This window comes from Cellulosimicrobium sp. 72-3 (assembly GCF_013127315.1).
Taxonomy (GTDB): Bacteria; Actinomycetota; Actinomycetes; order Actinomycetales; family Cellulomonadaceae; genus Cellulosimicrobium; species Cellulosimicrobium funkei.
In genome coordinates, this window is sequence record NZ_CP053419.1 from 862,352 (window position 1) to 881,754 (window position 19,403).

At 73.7% G+C, this 19,403-nt stretch carries 15 protein-coding genes; 4 read left to right on the forward strand and 11 right to left on the reverse strand.

Annotated features, from left to right (window positions below; all coding sequences use genetic code 11):
• Positions 1-3 precede the first annotated feature (3 nt).
• Positions 4-945, reverse strand: coding sequence for a carbohydrate ABC transporter permease (locus HKK73_RS03900; RefSeq protein WP_043654297.1), 942 nt, complete (start codon positions 943-945; stop codon positions 4-6).
• A gap of 308 nt (positions 946-1,253) precedes the next feature.
• Between HKK73_RS03900 and HKK73_RS03905 the strand changes: the two genes are divergently transcribed.
• Together HKK73_RS03905 and HKK73_RS03910 are read left to right on the forward strand one after the other, a co-directional pair.
• Positions 1,254-2,255, forward strand: coding sequence for a LacI family DNA-binding transcriptional regulator (locus HKK73_RS03905; RefSeq protein ID WP_043654319.1), 1,002 nt, complete (start codon positions 1,254-1,256; stop codon positions 2,253-2,255).
• 65 nt (positions 2,256-2,320) lie between these two features.
• A complete protein-coding gene (locus HKK73_RS03910; protein WP_171467486.1) occupies positions 2,321-3,844 on the forward strand; it encodes an alpha-N-arabinofuranosidase in 1,524 nt (507 codons plus the stop codon).
• Between the two features lie 41 nt (positions 3,845-3,885).
• On the opposite strand, the gene HKK73_RS03915 is transcribed toward HKK73_RS03910, so the two are convergent.
• Positions 3,886-5,115 carry an ROK family transcriptional regulator gene (locus tag HKK73_RS03915; RefSeq protein WP_171467487.1) on the reverse strand — a complete coding sequence of 410 codons (1,230 nt, stop codon included), beginning with the start codon at positions 5,113-5,115 and terminating at the stop codon, positions 3,886-3,888.
• A gap of 101 nt (positions 5,116-5,216) precedes the next feature.
• On the opposite strand from HKK73_RS03915, the gene xylA reads away from it, so the two are divergent.
• Both xylA and HKK73_RS03925 read left to right on the forward strand, forming a co-directional pair.
• On the forward strand, positions 5,217-6,398 hold the full coding sequence (gene xylA / locus HKK73_RS03920; protein ID WP_171467488.1) for a xylose isomerase: 1,182 nt from the start codon (positions 5,217-5,219) through the stop codon (positions 6,396-6,398).
• Between the two features lies 1 nt (position 6,399).
• Entirely contained in the window at positions 6,400-7,995 is a 1,596-nt protein-coding gene (locus HKK73_RS03925) for a xylulokinase (RefSeq protein ID WP_253705775.1), read from the forward strand.
• 104 nt (positions 7,996-8,099) lie between these two features.
• Here the strand turns inward: HKK73_RS03925 and HKK73_RS03930 are convergent, their stop codons facing one another.
• The 9 genes from HKK73_RS03930 to HKK73_RS03970 form a co-directional block, all read right to left on the reverse strand.
• Positions 8,100-8,561: a tRNA (cytidine(34)-2'-O)-methyltransferase gene (locus HKK73_RS03930; RefSeq protein WP_085388869.1), complete on the reverse strand. Its 462-nt coding sequence runs from the start codon at positions 8,559-8,561 to the stop codon at positions 8,100-8,102.
• Positions 8,562-8,715: 154 nt separating this feature from the next.
• On the reverse strand, positions 8,716-9,780 hold the full coding sequence (locus HKK73_RS03935; RefSeq protein WP_051028114.1) for a hydroxyacid dehydrogenase: 1,065 nt from the start codon (positions 9,778-9,780) through the stop codon (positions 8,716-8,718).
• Positions 9,777-10,964, reverse strand: a complete 1,188-nt coding sequence (locus tag HKK73_RS03940) for a dihydrodipicolinate synthase family protein (RefSeq protein WP_043654292.1) — start codon at positions 10,962-10,964, stop codon at positions 9,777-9,779. The genes HKK73_RS03935 and HKK73_RS03940 overlap by 4 nt, the downstream gene beginning before the upstream one ends.
• Positions 10,964-12,022, reverse strand: coding sequence for an NAD(P)-dependent oxidoreductase (locus tag HKK73_RS03945; protein WP_043654290.1), 1,059 nt, complete (start codon positions 12,020-12,022; stop codon positions 10,964-10,966). Before HKK73_RS03945 ends, HKK73_RS03940 begins: the two co-directional genes overlap by 1 nt.
• Before the next feature lie 8 nt (positions 12,023-12,030).
• Positions 12,031-12,951: a carbohydrate ABC transporter permease gene (locus tag HKK73_RS03950; RefSeq protein ID WP_232422954.1), complete on the reverse strand. Its 921-nt coding sequence runs from the start codon at positions 12,949-12,951 to the stop codon at positions 12,031-12,033.
• Positions 12,948-13,901: a carbohydrate ABC transporter permease gene (locus tag HKK73_RS03955; protein WP_171467489.1), complete on the reverse strand. Its 954-nt coding sequence runs from the start codon at positions 13,899-13,901 to the stop codon at positions 12,948-12,950. The genes HKK73_RS03950 and HKK73_RS03955 overlap by 4 nt, the downstream gene beginning before the upstream one ends.
• Before the next feature lie 73 nt (positions 13,902-13,974).
• Positions 13,975-15,249 (reverse strand): sugar ABC transporter substrate-binding protein, encoded by a 1,275-nt coding sequence (locus HKK73_RS03960; RefSeq protein WP_171467490.1) that lies wholly within the window; start codon positions 15,247-15,249, stop codon positions 13,975-13,977.
• Positions 15,250-15,352: 103 nt separating this feature from the next.
• Entirely contained in the window at positions 15,353-16,774 is a 1,422-nt protein-coding gene (locus HKK73_RS03965) for a Gfo/Idh/MocA family protein (protein ID WP_137279651.1), read from the reverse strand.
• A 382-nt stretch (positions 16,775-17,156) separates the two neighbouring features.
• The gene (locus HKK73_RS03970; RefSeq protein WP_216608049.1) at positions 17,157-19,376 is read right to left on the reverse strand and encodes a peptidase C14; all 2,220 of its coding nucleotides are present in this window, start codon (positions 19,374-19,376) and stop codon (positions 17,157-17,159) included.
• Positions 19,377-19,403 lie beyond the last annotated feature (27 nt).

The window sequence follows — 19,403 nt, forward strand, 5'->3', positions numbered from 1 at the left end:
GTCTCAGGCCTCCTTGCGCATGCCGCGGAGCTGGACCACGTAGGCGACGATCATCGTGACGACGCCCATGATGATCGCGACCGTGGCCGAGTAGTTGTACTGCTGCCCGGAGAAGGACAGCGAGTACGCGTACAGGTTCGGGGTGAAGTACGTCGTGATCGCGTTCGGGGCGAGCGCCTGCAGGATGCTCGGCTCGTTGAAGAGCTGGAAGGAGCCGATGATCGAGAAGATCGTCGCGATGACCAGCGCGCCGCGGATCGCGGGCAGCTTGATCGCCGAGATGATGCGCCACTGGCTGGCCCCGTCGAGCTCCGCGGCCTCGTACAGCGACGTGGGGATCACCCGCAGCGCCGAGTAGAAGATGAGCATGTTGTAGCCCACGAACTCCCAGGTCACGATGTTGCCGATCGAGGCGAGCACGAGGTCGGGGGAGAGCGGGTTGGGCAGCGAGACGCCGAGCGCGTCGTTGATGTTGCCGACGAGCCCGAACCGCGTGCCGTACATGAAGCCCCACATGAGCGTCGCGACGACGGCCGGGACGGCGTACGGCAGGAAGATCGAGATGCGGAAGAACGACCTGCCGTAGAGCCGGCCGCTGTCGATCGCGAGGGCGACGAGCAGCGCGAGGCCGAGCATGATCGGCACCTGGACCACGAGGAAGAGGCTGACGCGCCCGAGCGCCTCCCAGAACTGCGGGTCCGAGAACGCCCGGGCGTAGTTGTCGAGGCCCACGAAGTGCGTGCCGCCGACCATCTGCGTGCGGAACAGGCTCAGGTACAGGGAGTACGCGATGGGTGCGAGGAACACCAGGGCGAACACGGCCATGAACGGACCCACGAAGCCCCAGCCGACCCACGAGCGCCGGTGGCGTCGGGTGCGGGGGGACGAAGGTGCGTCGACCGATGGCAGGGACGCTCCTGCCACGGGTGGGGACGTCGTCGTCATGCTGTGTCCTCGTCGTCGGGGGAAGGGGACGCCGGTCGTCGCCCTTGTTTACGCAAACATCAGCATGCACGACATTCGATGTTTGCGCAAACATCGCTTAGGGTGGTCGACGTCGGCGCGACGGCGCCGAACCAGCGCTGGAGCTGTGCCGCCACTGACCGCGAGGACGACGGATGACCAACCGGCTCGACGACGACGCCCCCGTCACGACGACGGCGCCGCAGCGGCGGACCGCTCCGGTCGCCGAGACGGTCCCCGCCGTCGAGCCGGCCCGGGCCCGCCGGCCGCACGACGTCCGCCGCGTGTCGATGGCCGACGTCGCCCGGATGGCCGGGGTGTCCGCGCAGACCGTGTCGCGCGTCGCCAACGGGCACCCCGGGGTCGTGGAGGAGACGAGGACCCGCGTGCTCGCCGCGATGGCCGAGCTCGACTACCGGCCGAACAGCGCGGCCCGCGCGCTCAAGAGCGGCACGTTCCGGACCATCGGCGTGATCCTCTTCTCGCTCGCGACCACGGGCAACGTCCGCACGCTCGAGGCCATCGCGACGTCCGCGGCCGCCCAGGGCTACGCGATCACCGTCATCCCCGTCGCCGCGCCGACCCAGGGTGGCGTGCACGGCGCGTTCACGCGCCTCGGCGAGCTGGCCGTCGACGCGATCATCCTCCTCATGGAGGTGCACCTGCTCGACGTGGCGCGAGTCAACCTCCCGCCCGGGGTGAAGGTCGTGGTCGCCGACTCCGACGCCGGTGACGCGTACGCCGTCGTCGACACGGACCAGGCGGACGGCACCCGCCAGGCGGTGCAGCACCTGCTCGACCTCGGCCACCGCACCGTCCACCACCTCGCCGGCCCGGAGAGCTCCTTCGCGGCCGAGCGCCGGGCCGTCGCGTGGCGCGAGACGCTGGAGCGCGCCGGCCGTCCGGTGCCCGAGCCGGAGCGGGGCGACTGGTCGCCCGCGTCGGGCTACGAGGCCGGGCGGCGGCTCGCCGAGGACGACGACGTGACTGCGGTGTTCGTCGCGAACGACCAGATGGCGCTCGGGCTCGTGCGCGCCCTGCACGACGCGGGCCGGCGCGTGCCGCAGGACGTGAGCGTCGTCGGGTTCGACGACCTGCCCGAGTCGAGCGAGTTCCTGCCGCCCCTGACGACCGTCCACCAGGACTTCGCCGAGGTGGGGCGTCGGTGCGTCGAGCAGGTCCTGCGCCAGGTGCACGACGGCGTCGCCGAGACCGGGACGCGGCTCGTGCCCACCCGTCTCGTCGAGCGCGCGAGCACCGCACCCCCGCCCGCCGCGGCCACACGTCGCTGAGCGTCGCCCGCGCACCGCAGATCCCCGCCGTCGACCCGTCGGCACCGACCCACGAGACGAGGACCATGACCCACGCACGCATCCAGATCGATCCGGACGACGCCGTGGGCGCCGTCTCTCCGCGGCTGTTCGGCACGTTCGTCGAGCACATGGGGCGCTGCGTGTACGGGGGGATCCACGACCCCGGGCACCCCTCGGCCGACGCCGACGGCTTCCGCGGCGACGTGCTCGAGCTCGTGCGCGAGCTGGGTGCGACGGTCGTGCGCTACCCGGGCGGGAACTTCGTCTCCGGTTTCCGGTGGGAGGACTCCGTCGGCCCGCGCGAGCAGCGCCCGGTCCGGCTGGACGCCGCCTGGCACAGCATCGAGACCAACCAGGTCGGGCTGCACGAGTTCGCCGGGTGGGCCGAGCGCGCGGGGCTCGAGGTCATGATGGCGGTCAACCTCGGCACGCGCGGCGCGGCCGAGGCGGCGCAGCTCCTCGAGTACTGCAACCACCCGGGCGGTACCGCGCTGTCCGACGAGCGTCGGGCGAACGGCGCGCCGGACCCGTTCGGCTTCCGCCTGTGGTGCCTCGGCAACGAGATGGACGGCGACTGGCAGATCGGCCACAAGACGGCCCACGAGTACGGCCGGCTCGCGGCCGAGACCGCGCGGCTGATGCGCTTCGTCGACCCGACGGTCGAGCTCGTCGCGGCGGGGTCGTCGTCGGCCGACCAGCCGACGTTCGGGGACTGGGAGCGCGAGGTGGTCCGCCAGACCGCCGGGCTCGTCGACCACGTGTCGCTGCACGCCTACTACGAGGAGACCCCGGGCGACCTGCCCTCCTTCCTCGCGTCCGGCGTCGGGCTCGACCGCTACATCGCGACCGTCGCGGGGATCCTCGACGAGGAGGAGGCGGCGCTCGGCGACCGGATGCAGGGTCGGCGGCTCGGCATCAGCGTCGACGAGTGGAACGTGTGGTACCTCGACCGCTTCAACGAGCGGGACAAGGAGCCGCTGCTGACGGGCGCGTGGAACGTCGCGCCGCGGATCATCGAGGACGAGTACGCGGTGGCGGACGCCGTCGTCGTCGGGAGCCTGCTCAACTCGCTCGTCCGGCACGCGGACCGGGTCTCGATGGCGAACCAGGCGCAGCTCGTCAACGTCATCGCGCCGATCCGCACCGAGCCCGACGCCGACGCGTGGCGGCAGACCATCTTCTGGCCCTTCGCGATCACGGCCGCCCGTGCGCGGGGCGCCGCGCTGCGCGTCGCCGCGGACTGCCCGACCGTCCCGACCGCCGCGTACGGCGACGTGCCCGTCGTCGACGTCTCCGCGACGACGACCGCCGACGGTCGTGTCGAGGTGTTCTGCGTGAACCGTGACCCGGAGCACCCTGTCGAGGTCACGCTCGCCGCGGGCGGGGTGCGGGCGGTGCGCGACGCCGTCGTGCTGACGGTGCCCGAGGGGCACGACCGGTTCGTGACCAACACGCGGGACGCGCAGCCCGTCCGCCCCGTGCCGCTCGGCGCGCGCGTCGAGGACGGCGAGGTGCGGCTGACGCTCCCGGCGCTCTCGTGGGCGGCGGTCGGGCTCGACCTGGCCTGACGCGGGCCCCTGGGCGCGCACCACCGGCGCGCGCCCGGGGATCAGTCCTCGGCGACCCAGGCGCTCGGGTCCTCGACGACGCCGCGCAGCACCTCGCGCGCGCCGCCGGTGAGCGCGGCGTGGTCGCCGACGGGCGCGGGCAGCAGCACGACGTCGGTCCAGGGGGCGGCGAGGACGCGGGCCCGGAGCTCGGCCTCGGCGGCGGGGCGCAGGTAGGGCAGGAGCGCGGGGTAGATGCCGCCGAGCAGGACGGTGTCGATGTCGACGAGGTTGACGTAGTCGGCGAGCGCGCTGCCGAGCGCGGTCCCGGCGCGCTCGACCGCGGCGAGCGCGTCCGGCTCGCCGGCGTCGAGGGCGGCGACGAGCGTGCCGGTGGGCGCGTCGACGGGCAGGCCCGCGCCGCGCAGGAGCGCGTCCTTGCCCGCGTACTGCTCGAGGCAGCCCGTCGCGCCGCAGCGGCACCGGGGGCCGTGCGGGTCGACGACGACGTGCCCGACCTCGCCCGTCCAGCCGTGGCGGCCGTGGAACAGGCGGCGGTCGACGACGATCGCGGACCCGATGCCCACGTCGCCCGACACGTAGAGGTACGTCGAGGGCGCGGGCCCGGTCGCGTCGTCGGGCACGACGCCGTGGCTCGCCTGGGCGAGCGCGGCGAGCTTGGCCTCGTTCCCGATCTCGACGGCGACGTCGGGGCCGAGCCCGAGGAGGCGGACGGGGTCGAGGTGGGACCAGCCGAGGTTCGGTGCGACCTCGAGCCGGCCGGCGCGCGGGTCGACGAGGCCGGGCAGGGCGAGACGCGCGCCCGCGACGGTCATGCCGTCGGCGCGCACCTGGGCGAGGAGGTCGTGCGCGATGCGCCCGAGGCGGGCCAGCACCTCGGTGGGGTCGCTGTCGTGGAGGTCGTCGGGGTCGACCTGCTCGGCGACGACGGCGCCGGTGAGGTCGAGCACGCGCCCGCCGAGGTAGTCGACGTTCACCTCGAGCCCCAGACCCACGAGGGTGCGCGGCGCGGGGGCGAGCGGCACGGCGGGCCGCCCGGCGCGCTGCGGGGTGGCGGGCGGCAGCTCGGCCACGATGCCGGCGGCGACGAGGCGGTCGACGAGCGTCGAGACGGTGGCGCGCGTGAGCCCGCTCGCGCCGGCGATGTCGGCGCGCGAGCACGGGTGCGACGCCTCGAACACCGCCCGCGCGACCAGGGCGAGGTTGTGCTCGCGCAGCGTGGCCTGGCGGGCTGCTGGGGGACCCGTCCGGGTCGCGACGCTGCGGTTCACGGTCTTGACCTTACCGACCCGGACGGATAAGTTCAGCCGTACGACATAAATAGGCCGGGGTCGACCGACGTCGCTCCGGCCCTCTCGACGAGGAGACCACCGTGGCCGACGAGACCACTCAGGACATCAACTTCTCCTTCGGTCTGTGGACCGTGGGCTGGACCGCGCAGGACCAGTTCGGCAGCGCGAGCCGCCCGGCGCTCGACCCGGCCGAGTCGGTGCGTCGTCTGGCCGACCTCGGCGCGTGGGGCTTCACGTTCCACGACGACGACGTCGTCCCCTTCGGCGCGGACGACGCCGAGCGCACCAAGCGCCTCGACGCGGTGCGCCAGGCCGCCGAGGACACGGGCCTCGTCATCGAGATGGTGACGACCAACCTGTTCAGCCACCCCGTCTTCAAGGACGGCGGCCTCACGTCGAACGACCGCGGCGTGCGCCGCTACGCGCTGCGCAAGGTGCTGCGCAACGTCGACCTCACCGCCGAGCTCGGCGCCAAGACGTTCGTCATGTGGGGCGGCCGCGAGGGCACCGAGTACGACGGCGCCAAGGACCTGCACTCCGCGCACGAGCGCTACGCGGAGGGCCTCGACCTCACTGCGGCGTACATCAAGGAGAAGGGCTACGACCTCAAGATCGCGCTCGAGCCCAAGCCGAACGAGCCCCGCGGCGACATCTTCCTGCCGACCATCGGCCACGCGCTCGGCCTCATCGCGAAGCTCGACAACGGCGACATCGTGGGCCTCAACCCGGAGACGGGCCACGAGCAGATGGCGGGCCTCAACTACACGCACGGCCTCGCGCAGGCGCTGTGGGCGGGCAAGCTCTTCCACATCGACCTCAACGGCCAGCGCTCGATCAAGTTCGACCAGGACCTCGTGTTCGGCCACGGCGACCTGCTCTCCGCGTTCTTCACGGTCGACCTGCTCGAGAACGGCTTCCCGAACGGCGGCCCCACGTACACGGGCCCGCGCCACTTCGACTACAAGCCGTCGCGCACCGAGAACGAGGTCGGCGTGTGGGACTCCGCGCGCGCCAACATGGAGACCTACCGCCTGCTCGCGCGCAAGGCCGCCGCGTACCGCGCCGACAGCCGCGTCCAGGAGGCGTTCGCGCACTCGGGCGTGTTCGAGCTCGGCCAGCCCACGCTGGGCGAGGGCGAGTCCGTGGCCGACCTGCTCGCGGACCGCAGCGCGTACGAGGAGTTCGACGTCGACGCCGCGGCGAACCGCGACTTCGGCTTCGTGCGCCTCAACCAGCTCGCGCTCGAGCACCTCATCGGCTGAGGTGGCCACCGACGCCAGGACGTCCGACGCCGGCGGCGAGCGCGTGCTCGTCGCCGGCGTCGACACGTCCACGCAGTCCTGCAAGGTCGTCGTGCGCGACGCCGCGACGGGCGCCCTCGTGCGCACCGGGTCGGCCAAGCACCCCGACGGCACCGAGGTCCACCCCGACGCGTGGTGGGACGCGTTCCGCGAGGCCGCGTCCGCGGCGGGCGGGCTCGACGACGTCGCGGCGCTCGCCGTCGGCGGCCAGCAGCACGGTCTCGTCGCGCTCGACGCGGACGGGAACGTCGTGCGCGACGCGCTCCTGTGGAACGACACGCGCTCGGCGCCCGCGGCGCGCGACCTGATCCGGGAGCTCGGCGAGGCCCGCCTCGCCGAGGGCGTCCCCGACGCCCACGACCGGATCGAGTCCGCGACCGAGGCGGGCGCCCAGGCGTGGGCCGAAGCGATCGGCTCCGTGCCGGTCGCGTCGCTCACCGTGACCAAGCTGCGCTGGCTGCGCGACGCCGAGCCGGAGAACGCGGCACGCGTCGCCGCCGTCGCGCTGCCGCACGACTGGCTCACGTGGCGCATCGCGGGGTACGGCCCCGCGGGCGACGAGTCCGCGCCGCTGGGCCCGGACCTTGACACGCTCGTCACCGACGCGTCCGACGCGTCGGGCACCGGCTACTACGACGCGACGAGGGACGACGGGCCCGACGGCCGGGGCGCGTACCGCCTCGACCTGCTGGAGCTCGCGCTCGGACGGACCGACGTCGTGCTGCCGCGCGTCGTCGGGCCGTCGGCGACGGCGGGCGTCGCGCACGCCTCGGTCGCCGGGAGCGCGGTCGAGGGCGGCACGCTGCTCGGCCCCGGCGCGGGCGACAACGCTGGTGCCGCGCTCGGCCTCGGCATGGTCGCGGGCGACGTCGCGGTGTCGATCGGGACGTCGGGCGTCGTGTCCGCCGTGACCGACGACCGCACGGCGGACGGTTCCGGCCTCGTCAACGGGTTCTCCGACGCGACGGGCCGGTACCTGCTGCTCGCGGTGACGCTCAACGCGAGCCGGGTGCTCGACGCCGCGCGCGCGGTGCTCGGCGTCGACCACGCGGGGCTGTCGCGGCTCGCGCTCCAGGCGCCTCCCGGCGCGGACGGGCTCGTGCTCGTGCCGTACCTGGAGGGCGAGCGCATGCCCAACCGCCCCGACGCGTCGGGCACGCTGCACGGGATCCGGCTCGGCACGTCGACGCCGGAACACCTCGCGCGCGCGTACGTCGAGGGCATGCTGTGCGGCCTCGCGGACGGGCTCGACGCGCTGCGGGCGCTCGGCGTCCGGGTCGAGCGCGTGCAGCTCATCGGCGGCGGCGCACAGTCCGAGGCGGTCCGGCGCATCGCGCCGCAGGTCCTCGGCCTGCCCGTCACGGTCCCCGAGCCCGGCGAATACGTCGCCGACGGCGCCGCGCGCCAGGCGGCGTGGGTCCTCGCCGCGCACGAGGCGGGCGGCTCCGGTGCGGACGTCGCCCCGCCCACGTGGGCCGCGTCGTCGGCCACGGTGGTCGAGGCAGACCCGGTCCCGGCGATCCGCGAGCAGTACGCGGCGGTCCGCGACCTCGTCTAACCCCACCCCCGCTGAGTGCATGAAACAGTCGCGCCCGAGGCCTTCGGGCGCGACTGTTTCATGCACTCACGGTGCCGGGGCGGTGGGCCGGTCGGGTGCCACGGTCAGGAACCGCCCGCGAAGCCCGTCTGGCGCCACGCCTCGTAGACGGCGATCGACGCCGCGTTGGTGAGATTGAGCGACCGGCGACCGGGCAGCATGGGGATCTTCAGCTGGTCCGTGATCCGCTCGTGAGCCAGCACGTCGTCGGGCAGGCCGGTGGGCTCCGGGCCGAACAGCAGGACGTCGTCGGGCCGGTACGTCACGTCGGTGAACGACGCCGTCGCGCGGGTCGTGAACGCGAACACCCGGCCCGGGAGGGTCGCCAGCGCGGCGTCGAGGTCCGGGTGCACCTCGACGCTCGCGAGGTCGTGGTAGTCGAGCCCCGCGCGGCGCAGCTTGGGCTCGTCCAGGTCGAAGCCCAGCGGCTCGACCAGGTGCAGACGCGCCCCGGTCACCGCGGCGAGGCGGATCGCATTGCCCGTGTTCCCCGGGATGCGCGGCTCGAAGAACACCACGTGGGGCAGGGTCGACGGCGGTCGTGCAGCCGGGTCGGCGACGTGCGGCCGCCAGTCGGTGCGGGGGTCGGGGGTCTCGCTCACGCCCCCGATTCTCGCAGCGGTCCGAGCGGGGCGCGGTACACCTCGACGTCGGCCCCGGTCGTGGCGCGGCGCGGGACGCTCAGCCCATGCGGTCGAGGTCGGCCGCGCGCACCTCGTGCGCGAGCGGCTCGCCCGCGCGGAAGCGGGCGAGCTCGTCGACGACGATCGCGCCCTGCGCGAGCCGGCCCTGCACCGTCGCGGCGGCGTGGTGCGGCGTGAGGAGCACGTTCCGCAGGCGGCGCAGCGGGTGGTCCTCGGGCAGCGGCTCGGCGTCGTAGACGTCGAGCGCGGCGCTGATCCGCCCGCTCGCGAGCTCCTGGACGAGCGCGTCCTCGTCCGTGAGCCACGACCGCGCGGTGTTGACGAGCCCGGCGTGGTCGGGCAGGAGCGCGAGCTCGCGCGCGCCGAGCAGGTGGTGGGTCTCGGGCAGCACGGGTGCGTGCAGCATCGTCACGCGGCTCGTCGCGAGCAGCTCGTCGAGCCCGACGAGGGTCGCGCCGAGCGCGGCGCCGTCGGCGGGGGAGAGGGTCGGGTCGGCGACCACGACCTCCGCGCCGAGCGCGCGCAGCATCGCGATCGCCGCGCGCCCGGTGCGCGACGCCCCGACGACGCCGACGCGCGTGCCCGCGATCTCGTACCGCGGGGGTGCGGCCTCCGCGTCGGCCCACGGGACGCCGTCGTGCAGGGCGTTGTGGAACGCGGGGACCTGGTGGAGCAGCGCGAGCGCGAACGTCACCGAGACCTCGGCTACCGGGCGTGCCATCGCCTGGCCCGCCTGCGTCACGCGGACCCCGCGCTCCCACAGCGCGGGCGTGACGAACGGCTTGACGGAGGCGCCCGTGTGCGCGACGAGCCGCAGCCCGGGGAGCCGGTCGAGGAGGTCGGCGCCCAGGGGCGGGGTGCCCCACGAGATGACGAGCGCGTCGACGCGCTCGCGCGCCGCGGGGCTCAGCCGGTCGAGCGCGGCGCCGAGCGCGCGCGGGTCGTCGACGACGTCGAACGGTCCCGCGCCCGCCAGGCGCTCCCACACGTCGGGGGCGAACAGCTCGGTGCGCAGCCACGGCGCGACGGCGACGACCGCGCGGGCCGCCCCGGTACCCGGGCCGGGCCCCGCGACGGTCTTCGTGCCGGGCGCGCCGGTCACCGCAGCCAGTCCTCGAGGTGCTCCGCGACGAGCGCGTCGTCCGCGGCCGCGAGCCACGGGTACGACGCCGTCACGCGCGTCAGCTCGTCGGCCTGCCCGGGCGAGAGGGTCTCCTCCGGGTCGAGGCACCAGATGCCGTCGAGCAGGCCCTGGCGGCGCAGCACCTCGTGCACGCCCGCGATGACGCCCGCGAAGTCGTGCGCCGCGTCGAAGACGGCCGCGTTCGCGTCGGTGAGGCCGGCCGCGCGCGCGGTGAGGGTCGCGAGGGCGGCGGCGTCGGGCACGGTGGCCCCGCCGTCGGGGCCGATGCCGTGCGCGGCGTGCGCGAGGGCCAGCGTCTCGACCGCCCCCCGGGTCCAGACCGCCCACTGCCCGAGCAGGCCGCCCACGAACCGCGCCGTGAAGGTCGAGGCGCGGCCCTCGGCGTCGGTCACCGGGACGTCGAGGCGCTGCGTGAGGTCGGCGACGATCGCGTCGTCGTTGCCCGTGTACAGCGCGATCTCGTCGCCGCGACCCGACGCGGCGACGCCGCGCAGCACGTCGATCGTTCGGTAGCGGTGGAACGGCGCGGCCTTGATCGCGACGACCGCCTCGATCGACGCGTACTCGCGCCAGAAGCCGACGGACAGGCGCGGGCCGCCGATCGCCTCCTGGAGGTAGAACCCGATGACGGGCAGCACCTCGCCGACGGCGCGGGCGCGGTCGAGCAGCACGCGCTCGACCTCCTCGCGCGAGCCGGCGAGACCGGGCACGCGCGGCGCGAGCAGCACCGCGTCGTAACCGAGCGACGCCGCGAGCTCCGCCTCCGCGACGGCCTGCCGCACGTCGCCGGCCGCGCCCGCGACCTGGACGAGCGGGCGGGGCCCGGTGTGCAGCGAGCCCGCGGGCGCGTCGCCCGCGACCGTCGCGCGCGACACCTCGGCCGCGAGCTCGAGCACGGGCCGCAGGAGCCCGTGCTCGCGGATCTCGAACTGCGTCGTGTGGACGCCGACGGCGACGCCGCCCGCGCCCGCCGCGTGGTAGTACCGCGTGAGCGCGCGCTGGCGGCGCTCGTCGAGGCGGCGGTCCGCGTCGAGCGCGAGGGGCTGCGCCGGGATGACTGTCCCCGCCCGCAGGAGCGCGGCGACGTCGTCGGCGAGGCGCGGGGTGGCCGACGCCGCGGCGGGGGTGGTGGGGGCCGTCATCAGAACGCCCCGTCGCGCACGGCGAACTTCGTCGGCTTGCCGCTCGTCGGCAGCCCGGCCGCGAGCCACTGCGCCTGCCAGTCCACGAGCGTGCGCAGCGGCACCTGCGGGTAGCCGAACAGCTCGTGGCAGCGCGTCGCGTCGTTGAGCAGCGCCGTCGGGGCGGGCTCGCCCGTGAACGACACCTCGCGGTCGAGGCCGCGGCCGAGGAGCTCCGCGAGGCGCCGCACCGACGCCGTCTCCGGTCCGGTGAGGTTGATCGCCGTCGCGGGCGACGACGCGAGCGCGAGCGAGCGCAGCGCGACCTCGTTCGCATACCCCTGCCACACGACGTTGACGTGCCCGGTGGTGAGGTCGACGGGCTCGCCCGCGAGGATCGGCGACGCGACGTCGAACAGGACGCCGTAGCGCAGGTCGACGGCGTAGTTGAGGCGGATCGTCACGACCTTCGTGCCGCGCGAGAGCGCGGCGTGCTGGAGCACGCGCTCGCGGCCGAGGCAGCTCATCGCGTACTCGCCGACCGGCCCGACGGGGTGCTCCTCGGAGCACCCGCCCGACTCGACGGGCACGAGCGGGTAGACGTTCCCGGTGGAGAACGCGGCGATGGTCGAGTCGGCGTAGCGGCGTGCGACGTCGTGCACGAGGGCCGCGTTCGCGGCCCACGCGAGCGACGGCGCGGACGACGTGCCGAACTTGGCGCCCACCATGTAGACGACGTCGGCGCCGTCGGGCAGCGCGGCGAGGTCCGCGTCGGGCGCGAGCAGGTCGGCCGCGACGACGTTCACCCCGGCGTCGCGCAGACGGTCGGCCTGCTCGGGGTCGGACCACCGCGAGACGGCGTGCACGGCGTCGCCCGCGCGCCCGGCCGCGTCGAGCGCCCGGCGGGCGAGGACGGTGAGGCTCGGGCCCATCTTGCCGCCCGCGCCGAGGATGACGAGGTCGCCCGAGCGGGCGGCCAGGTCCTCCACGAGGGCGGGCGACGGCGTCGTGAGCAGCTCCTCGAGCTCCGCGACGGAAGTCGGGGCCTTGAGGGCGGTGGTGCTGGTCTGCGTGGTCATGTGGTGAGTCATCCCTTGATGCCGGACGAGGTGACGCCCTCGACGAAGAAGCGCTGGGCCACGAGGTACGAGGCGAAGATCGGAACGAACGAGATGGTGGCGCCCGCGAGCACCATGTTGAGCGGCACGTCCTGCTGCTGGAGCGAGGCGATGCCGACGGTCAGCGTCCAGTGGTCGGTGCCCTGGCCGATGATGAGCGGCCACAGGAAGTCGTTCCAGTGCCACAGGAAGACGAACGTGCCGAGCGTCGCGAGGATCGGCTTGCACAGCGGCAGCACGATGCGCAGGAAGATGCGCCACTCCGAGGCGCCGTCGAGCTTCGCGGCCTCGAACAGCTCGTCGGGCAGGTCGAGGATGAACTGCCGCATGAGGAACACGGCCTGCGCGTTCGCGAGCGTCGGCAGGATCAGGCCCCAGTACGTGTCGAGCCCGCCCGCCTGCGCGATGAGGATGAACGTCGGGATGAGCGTCACGTGGTACGGGACCATGACCATCGCGAGGAACGACCAGAACATCGCCTCGCGCCCGGGGAACTTCTTCTTCGCGAACGCGTAGCCGGCCATCGACGCGAGCAGCAGCACCGCGACCACGGAGACGACGGAGTACACGAGCGTGTTGACGAGCCAGGTGCCGATGTTGCCCGCGCCGAGCACGCGGCCGTAGGCCTCGGTCGTGAGGTTCGTCGGCAGGAGCGACGCGGGGAAGTCGATCGCGGCGGCCGGCTTCAGCGACAGCACGACCATCGCGTAGAACGGGAAGATCGTCACGACGGCGGCGAGCGAGAGCACGACGTAGCGCAGCACCTTGCCGCGCAGCGACAGGTCGCTCGCGCCCTTGCGGCCGCGCCGGCGGCGGGTCGCGGTGGGGCGCACGGGCATCGCGGCGCCCTCGAGCACCCGCCCGGTGGTGGTGGGGTCGACGGCGGTCACTTGTCCCTCCCGATGGCATAGCGCTGGATCAGGGCGACGACCAGCGTGACGACGAACAGCGCGACGCCGAGCGCGCTCGCGTAGCCGAGGTCGAAGTACTTGAAGCCCTGGTCGTAGATGTAGAAGACGAGGTTGTAGCTCGCCCGGGCGGGCCCGCCCGCCGTCATCACGTAGACGAGGTCGAAGATCTGGAACGACGCCGTCGTCTCGATGACGGCGAGGAAGAACAGGGTCGGCTTGAGCTGCGGCGCGATGATGTGCCAGAACCTCTTCCACGGCCCGGCGCCGTCGATCGCGGCGGCCTCCTCGAGCTCGCGCGGCAGGTCCTGCATGCGCGCGAGGAGGATGAGCATCCCGTAGCCGAAGCGCGACCAGATCGCGACCATCGCGAGCGCGGGCAGCACGAGCAGCGTGTCGCCCAGCCAGGAGTCGGTCGAGAACCCGAGCGCCCCCATGAGCTTCGACCACGGGCCGTTCGTGGAGAACACCCACGTGAACACGGTCGCCGCGAGCACGAGGCTCGTGACCACGGGCAGGAAGAACACCGAGCGGTAGAAGCCGGAGCCGCGGAACGAGCGGCGCACCATGAGCGCCATGAACGTCGAGATCGCGAGCGACACGGGGACGATGAGCACGCTCAGCACGACCGTGACGCGCAGCGCCGACCAGAAGATCGGGTCGTCGACCATGCGCCGGAAGTTCTCGACGCCCGTCCACTCGGCGCCGACGCCGATGGTGTAGTCGAAGAAGCTCAGCGCGACGCCGGCGATCGCCGGGCCGAAGCGGAACAGCAGGAACAGCAGGAACGCGGGGAGGGCGAACAGCAGGCCGATCCTCGCCTCTCGGCGCTCCAGGACGCGGCGGGTCGTGCCGCGCGGGGGCTCCGGCGCCGGGCGCCGGTCGGCCCCGTCGGCGGTCAGCCCGTCCGAGGTGGGGGCGGTCGCGGTCATGGGTTCTCCTCTCGTACCGCGAGGTACCGCGGCGCGGGCAGCAGGGGGACGGCTGCCCGCGCCGCGGCGTCGGTCAGCCGAGCAGCGGGTTCGCCGCCGCGGCCGCGTCCTTCAGGGCCTGCTCGGGCGTCTTCTCGCCGATGAGCGCGGCCTGGAGCTCCGGGGCGAGCACGCCCATGACCTCACGGGACTTCTCGTTGACCTCGCCGGCCGTCGTGTACTGGAGCGTCTCCTCGAGCGCGGACAGCACCGGGTCGTCGGCGTAGAGGCCCGACTCGCTCTCGTACGGCGAGAACCAGCCGGCGGCCTGGGCGTACTCGGCGCTCACCTCGGGCGAGGTCGCGAACGCGGCCCACTTGCCCGCGGCGTCGAGGCTGTCGGCCGTCTTGAGCACGGACAGCGAGCCGACGGTGCCGAACGCGACCGCCTCCGCCTCCTTGAGCGGCGGCAGGACGACGACGTTCTCCTCGCCCCAGAAGCCCGCGACGTCCGCCGGGCCCTGCTGCCAGGTGCACGCGATCTTGCCCTTGGCGGTGTTCGTCTGCTCGAACGCGGGGATGGTCGTCAGCAGGTCCTTCTCGATGTACCCGCCCTCGGCGAGGTCGACCGCGAACTGCAGCGCCTCGACGCCCTCGGGGGAGTCGAACGCGACCGACGAGCCGTCCTCGGAGAAGACGGACCCGCCCGCCTGCCACAGCAGCGGGTAGAACGACTCGTTGAGCGTCGCGTCGACCGAGCCCCAGTAGTTGGTGACGTCGTAGCCGGCGGCCTGGAACGTCGGCGCGAGCGCCATGAGGTCGTCCCACGTCTCGGGGTAGTTCCCCGCCTCGCCGACGGCCTCGAACGCCGCGGCGTTGCAGACGAGCGGCTTGCTGTTCATGATCAGCGGCGAGCCGAGCATCGCGCCGTCGACCGTGACGGCCTTCGACGCGTTCTCGCGCAGGTCGCCCACCTGGTCCGCGACGTAGTTGTCCACGGCGGCGAGGGACTTGCCGTACTTCGGGATCTGGTCCGGGATGAGGTAGACGACGTCGGGGCCCTTGTTGCCCGCGATCGCGGTCGCGAGCGTCTCGTCGCGGCCGGCCCACGGGTAGATCTCGACCTTGACGTCGACGTCGGGGTTCTCCTCCTGGAACGCGGCGACCTGCTCGTCCCAGAAGGCCTTGTGGGCGGCCTCGTCGGCGATGACGGGGTACGTCCACATGGTGACGGAGCCGGACGCGGCGCCGTCCTCGGGCGTGGGGGTGGAGCTGCCGGCGCCGGCACCGCCGGCGCAGGCGCTCAGCGCGCCGAGCGTGCCGACCGCGAGCGCGGCGGTCCAGAGGCGCTTCGTCGTGCGCAGGGTCATCGACGTGTCTCCTTGGTGAGGTCCCGCCCGGGTGGGCGGGTGGGGGTGGGGGTGCTGCTGGGCGGTGTGGTGCTGTGGTGGTGCGGTCGTCGGGCCCGGCGCGTCAGCGCGCCGGGACGTCGACGACGGTGCGCCGGTGGCGCGACTCCTCGGCCGCGAACACGGCGAGGTGGCTCTGCAAGGACTCGACGGCGCCCGACCGGACGTGGCTCGGGTCCCCCGTCGCGACGGCGCGCACGAACGCGTCCATCACCCCCGAGTCGCCGCCGCCGTGGTCGTCGGCGGCGTTCGTGGCACCGTGGTGGCCGCCGTCGTGCACGGTGACGCTGCCGTCGCGGAAGTCGGTCACGCGGACCTTCTCCCCGTCGCCGTCGAGGCACCCGTGGGTGCCGAAGATCTGGGTCTTGCGGTGGTCCTGCTCGGAGAACGCGGTCATGGTGAACGTCGCCGCGCCGCCGCCCTCGAGCTCCATGGCGACGACCTGGTGGTCGACGACGTCGTTGTCCGAGGCGTAGACGCAGCGGCCGTAGTCGGTCGTGCGCAGCGCCTCGACGACGCCCGCCTCGTCGGTCGCGTCCGTGATGACGGAGACCGGCCAGATCGGGCCCTTCTCGCGCAGCGTCGACAGGTACAGGCGCGGGGCGGAGTACGGGCACGTCGGCTCGAGCGGGCAGTCCAGGCAGCGGTCCGCCGCGCCCGCGGGCCGCTCCTCGGGCCGGAAGTGCTTCAGGGAGCCGAAGCTCGCGACCGTCGCGATCCGCTTGCCCGTGACGTAGCGGATCCAGTCGAGGTCGTGGCTCGACTTCGCGAGCAGCATCGGGCTCGACGTCTTCTCCGAGCGCCAGGGGCCGCGCACGTAGGAGTGGGCGTCGTGCCACCAGCCGACGGGCTCGAGGTGCTGGACGTTGACGATCTCGCCCAGGACGCCCGAGTCGACGACGGACTTCACGAGGTCCGTGTACGGCATGTAGCGCATCACGTGGCAGACGCCGAAGAGCACGCCCGACGCCTCGACCGCGTCGACGACGTCCCGGCACTCCTCCGGGCTCGGCGCGAGCGGCTTCTCGACGAGGACCGCGTACCCCTGCGGCGCGAGCGCGACGACGGGGTCGCGGTGCTCGCGGTCCTGCGTGGCGACGATGACCATGTCCGCGACCCGGCCCGTGCCCCCCGCGGCCCGGTCGGCGTCGCCCGCGGCGACGAGGTCCTGCCAGCCGGCGAACTCCGCGACCTGCGGGAGCGCCGCGCCCAGGCCGACGGCGGGCGCGGACGTGTCGGCGGCGAGCGCGGCAGCGGTGGTGGCGGCGGGCGTGACGGCCGGGTCGGCGGGGCCGCCGGCCTGAGCCGCGGCGGCCTGGGCCGCGACGGCCTGGTCGACGACGAGCCCGCGCTGGTGCGCCCGAGGGTCGGCGACGGCGACCAGACGGGCGCGCTCCGGGTGCTCGGCGATCCAGCGCGCGTACGTCTGTCCGCGGTTCCCGGCGCCGACGAGGGCGACGGTGACAGGCTGGGGGGTGGGGGTCACGTGTGCGGTCCTTGCTCCGTTGCGATGGTCCTGCGGGGCGGGGGTCTCCCGCCCCTGGCAGGCCTCGTTTGCTATTTGCTATAGCAAGCCTGCCATGCCGATGTTACGCCAGATCGGCGCTCGTGTTAACTCGCGCACGACGCGATGCGGAGTTGTGACCTTTCGCGCCGCGGCGCGGGCTGCCGACGCGGTGGTCGTCGTGGGCCGGGGCCGGGGGTGGTGAGTGCGGGTCTACCATCCGCGCTGCTCGTTCCTCGCGGCGCTCCCGCCAGGCCCGCCACGACCCGCACTCACCACCCCCGGCCCCTTCGTCGTCCCACCTCGCGCGCTGCTCCCGCGCCGGGGTGCGCCCGGCGGGGAGAGCGGCGTGGGAGCGGGCGCGTCAGACGACGAGGTTGCCTGTCGTGACGACGCGGTCGCCGTCGTCGGGGAACGCCGTGCGGGTGACGCCCTGCTCGACGTTGCCGCTGTGGAGGACGAACGAGTCGCCGCCCAGGGCGGACGGTGCGAGCGCCAGGGTGCCGCCCGCGAAGGTCGAGCCCGTGGCGGACCACGTGTTGATGCCGGCGTCGAGGTTCACGTGCCCAGTGTCGCCCGACGGCGCGGTGCTCCGGACGCCGTCCAGCGCCCAGGTGACCGGCTTGTCCGCCTTCGCCCGGCGCAGGAAGCTCCCGCCCGCGGGCTTTCCCTCGAGCCGGGCGCCGCCGTCGAGCCGGACGGTCTGCTCGGCCGCGCCCGCCGCGACGACCGCGACGTTGCGGAGGACGCCGCCGCGCACCGTGAGGTCGCCGCTCACCGTCACCGTGCCCTCGCCCTCGGCCGCCTCGAGCGTGCACGTGTCCAGCACGACGGGGCCCTTCCCGGCGAACGACGCGTTCTTCAGCCCGTTCAGGGTCGTGCGCACGAGGTGCACCGGGTTCGTGACGTTCGCCTGGGTGATCGCGGTGTCCGGCAGGACCGCGAAGCGCGACCCCTCGATGACGTTGGGCCGCTTCGACAGCGCCGAGGCCTGGGAGATGATCAGGGTGTCGTCGGCCTGGCAGCCGCGGAGCTGCACGCCGTCGGCGTTGACCCACAGCATCCCCGAGCCCGCGAGGCCGTCCTTGCGGATGACCTGCACGTCCTCGAGCGTGAGGTCGGTGACCTTGACGCGCGCGACGAACCACGAGCACACGTGCCGCGTCACGGTGATGCGCTTGGCCGCGCCGCCCCAGGCCGCGCCCGAGTTGGCGAACGTCATGAGCCCCGAGTTCCCCACGTACGTGAGGTCGTGCTCGTACTGGCCGTGCGTGACGAACGGGCCCTGGTCGTCGCCGTCGCCGTGGCAGTTCTCCACAAGCCCGTACGACGACGCGGTCCAGTCGTTGAGGTGCCTCGCGTTGGTCGTGTGGCAGTCCACGACGTGCCCGTAGTTGCAGTAGATCTGCTGCGTCAGGTAGCCCGCGCCGCCCCACGTGACCGACGCCGGGTTGGTGAGCGAGCAGCCCGCCGTGCGGAAGAACGTGCTCCAGCGGCGCATGACGAGCGGCCAGAACGTCGCGACGCCGTGCACGTTCTCCACGTCGCAGCGCACCGCGTACTCGTAGGCGATCGGGTGCGAGCCGGTGTACTGGTCGCCGTCGGGCCGGCCGCGGAACGCGAGGTTGCGCACGTGTACCTGCTCCACGGGCTCCACGCGCGTCCACGTGAGCGTGCGGCCCTTCGCGAGCGACCAGCCCGCCTTGTAGTTGACGCGCACGTGGGTGGCGTCGACGATCTGCGTGATCTGGACGAGGCGCTGCAGCTCGCGCTCCCACCGGCCGGCGAGCGCGTTGACCTCGACCGCGTACCACTGGCCCACCTCGAACTGCGACGAGTCCGCGACCTCGTAGTCGTCGCGCAGCTCCGGCATCGTCGCCGTGAGGGTGTTCTTCCGGACGTCGTCCGTGACCTTCCCGCGGAAGAACAGCACGGCCGCGAAGGGGTCGTCCTGCCCGGCGTCCTCGATGCCCTCGGTCGTCATGAGGTGGTTGCCGAAGTCGAGCTCGAGGTTCGAGCGCGTGAACGTGTGGCGCCGCGTGAAGTTGAGGTCCGTGTGCGCCTCGACGCGCGTGACGCTCGGGTCGTTCACGAGGGCGTCGAGCGCGTCGTCGGCGGGGTTCTCGGGGCCGAAGAGTCCGAACCAGCGGAAGTCTCCGGTGCCGGTGTGCAGGGTGTGCCAACGCCCCTTGGCTCCCGCGTCCTGCGGGGCGAGGACGGTGCCACCGTTGGCGGCGGCGGTGGACCTCGCGTCGTAGCGCAGGAGCCGGGCGGCACCGTCGCCGGGGGTCGCGTGGCCGAGGAGCTGGGCGACGATGCCGTCGTCGAGCTTCTTGGCCTTCCAGCCCGTGAGCTCGGCGACGGTGGCGGCGACGAGGACCTCGGCGTCGGGCTTGTCGTCCTTCTTCGCCGCGAGCGGCGCGCCGACGAGGGGCGCCGCGTGGGCGCTGCCGCTGCCGAGGGCGACGGCGCCCGCCGCGAGGGAGGCGATGCCGGCGACGCGCAGCAGGTTGCGCCGCGAGGGCGGCTGGGCGGCCTCGCCCGGCGCGGCCGTCGTCGGCTCGGTCGTGGTCTCGAGGGTCATGGGGGTGTCCTTTCGTCGGCCCGGCGC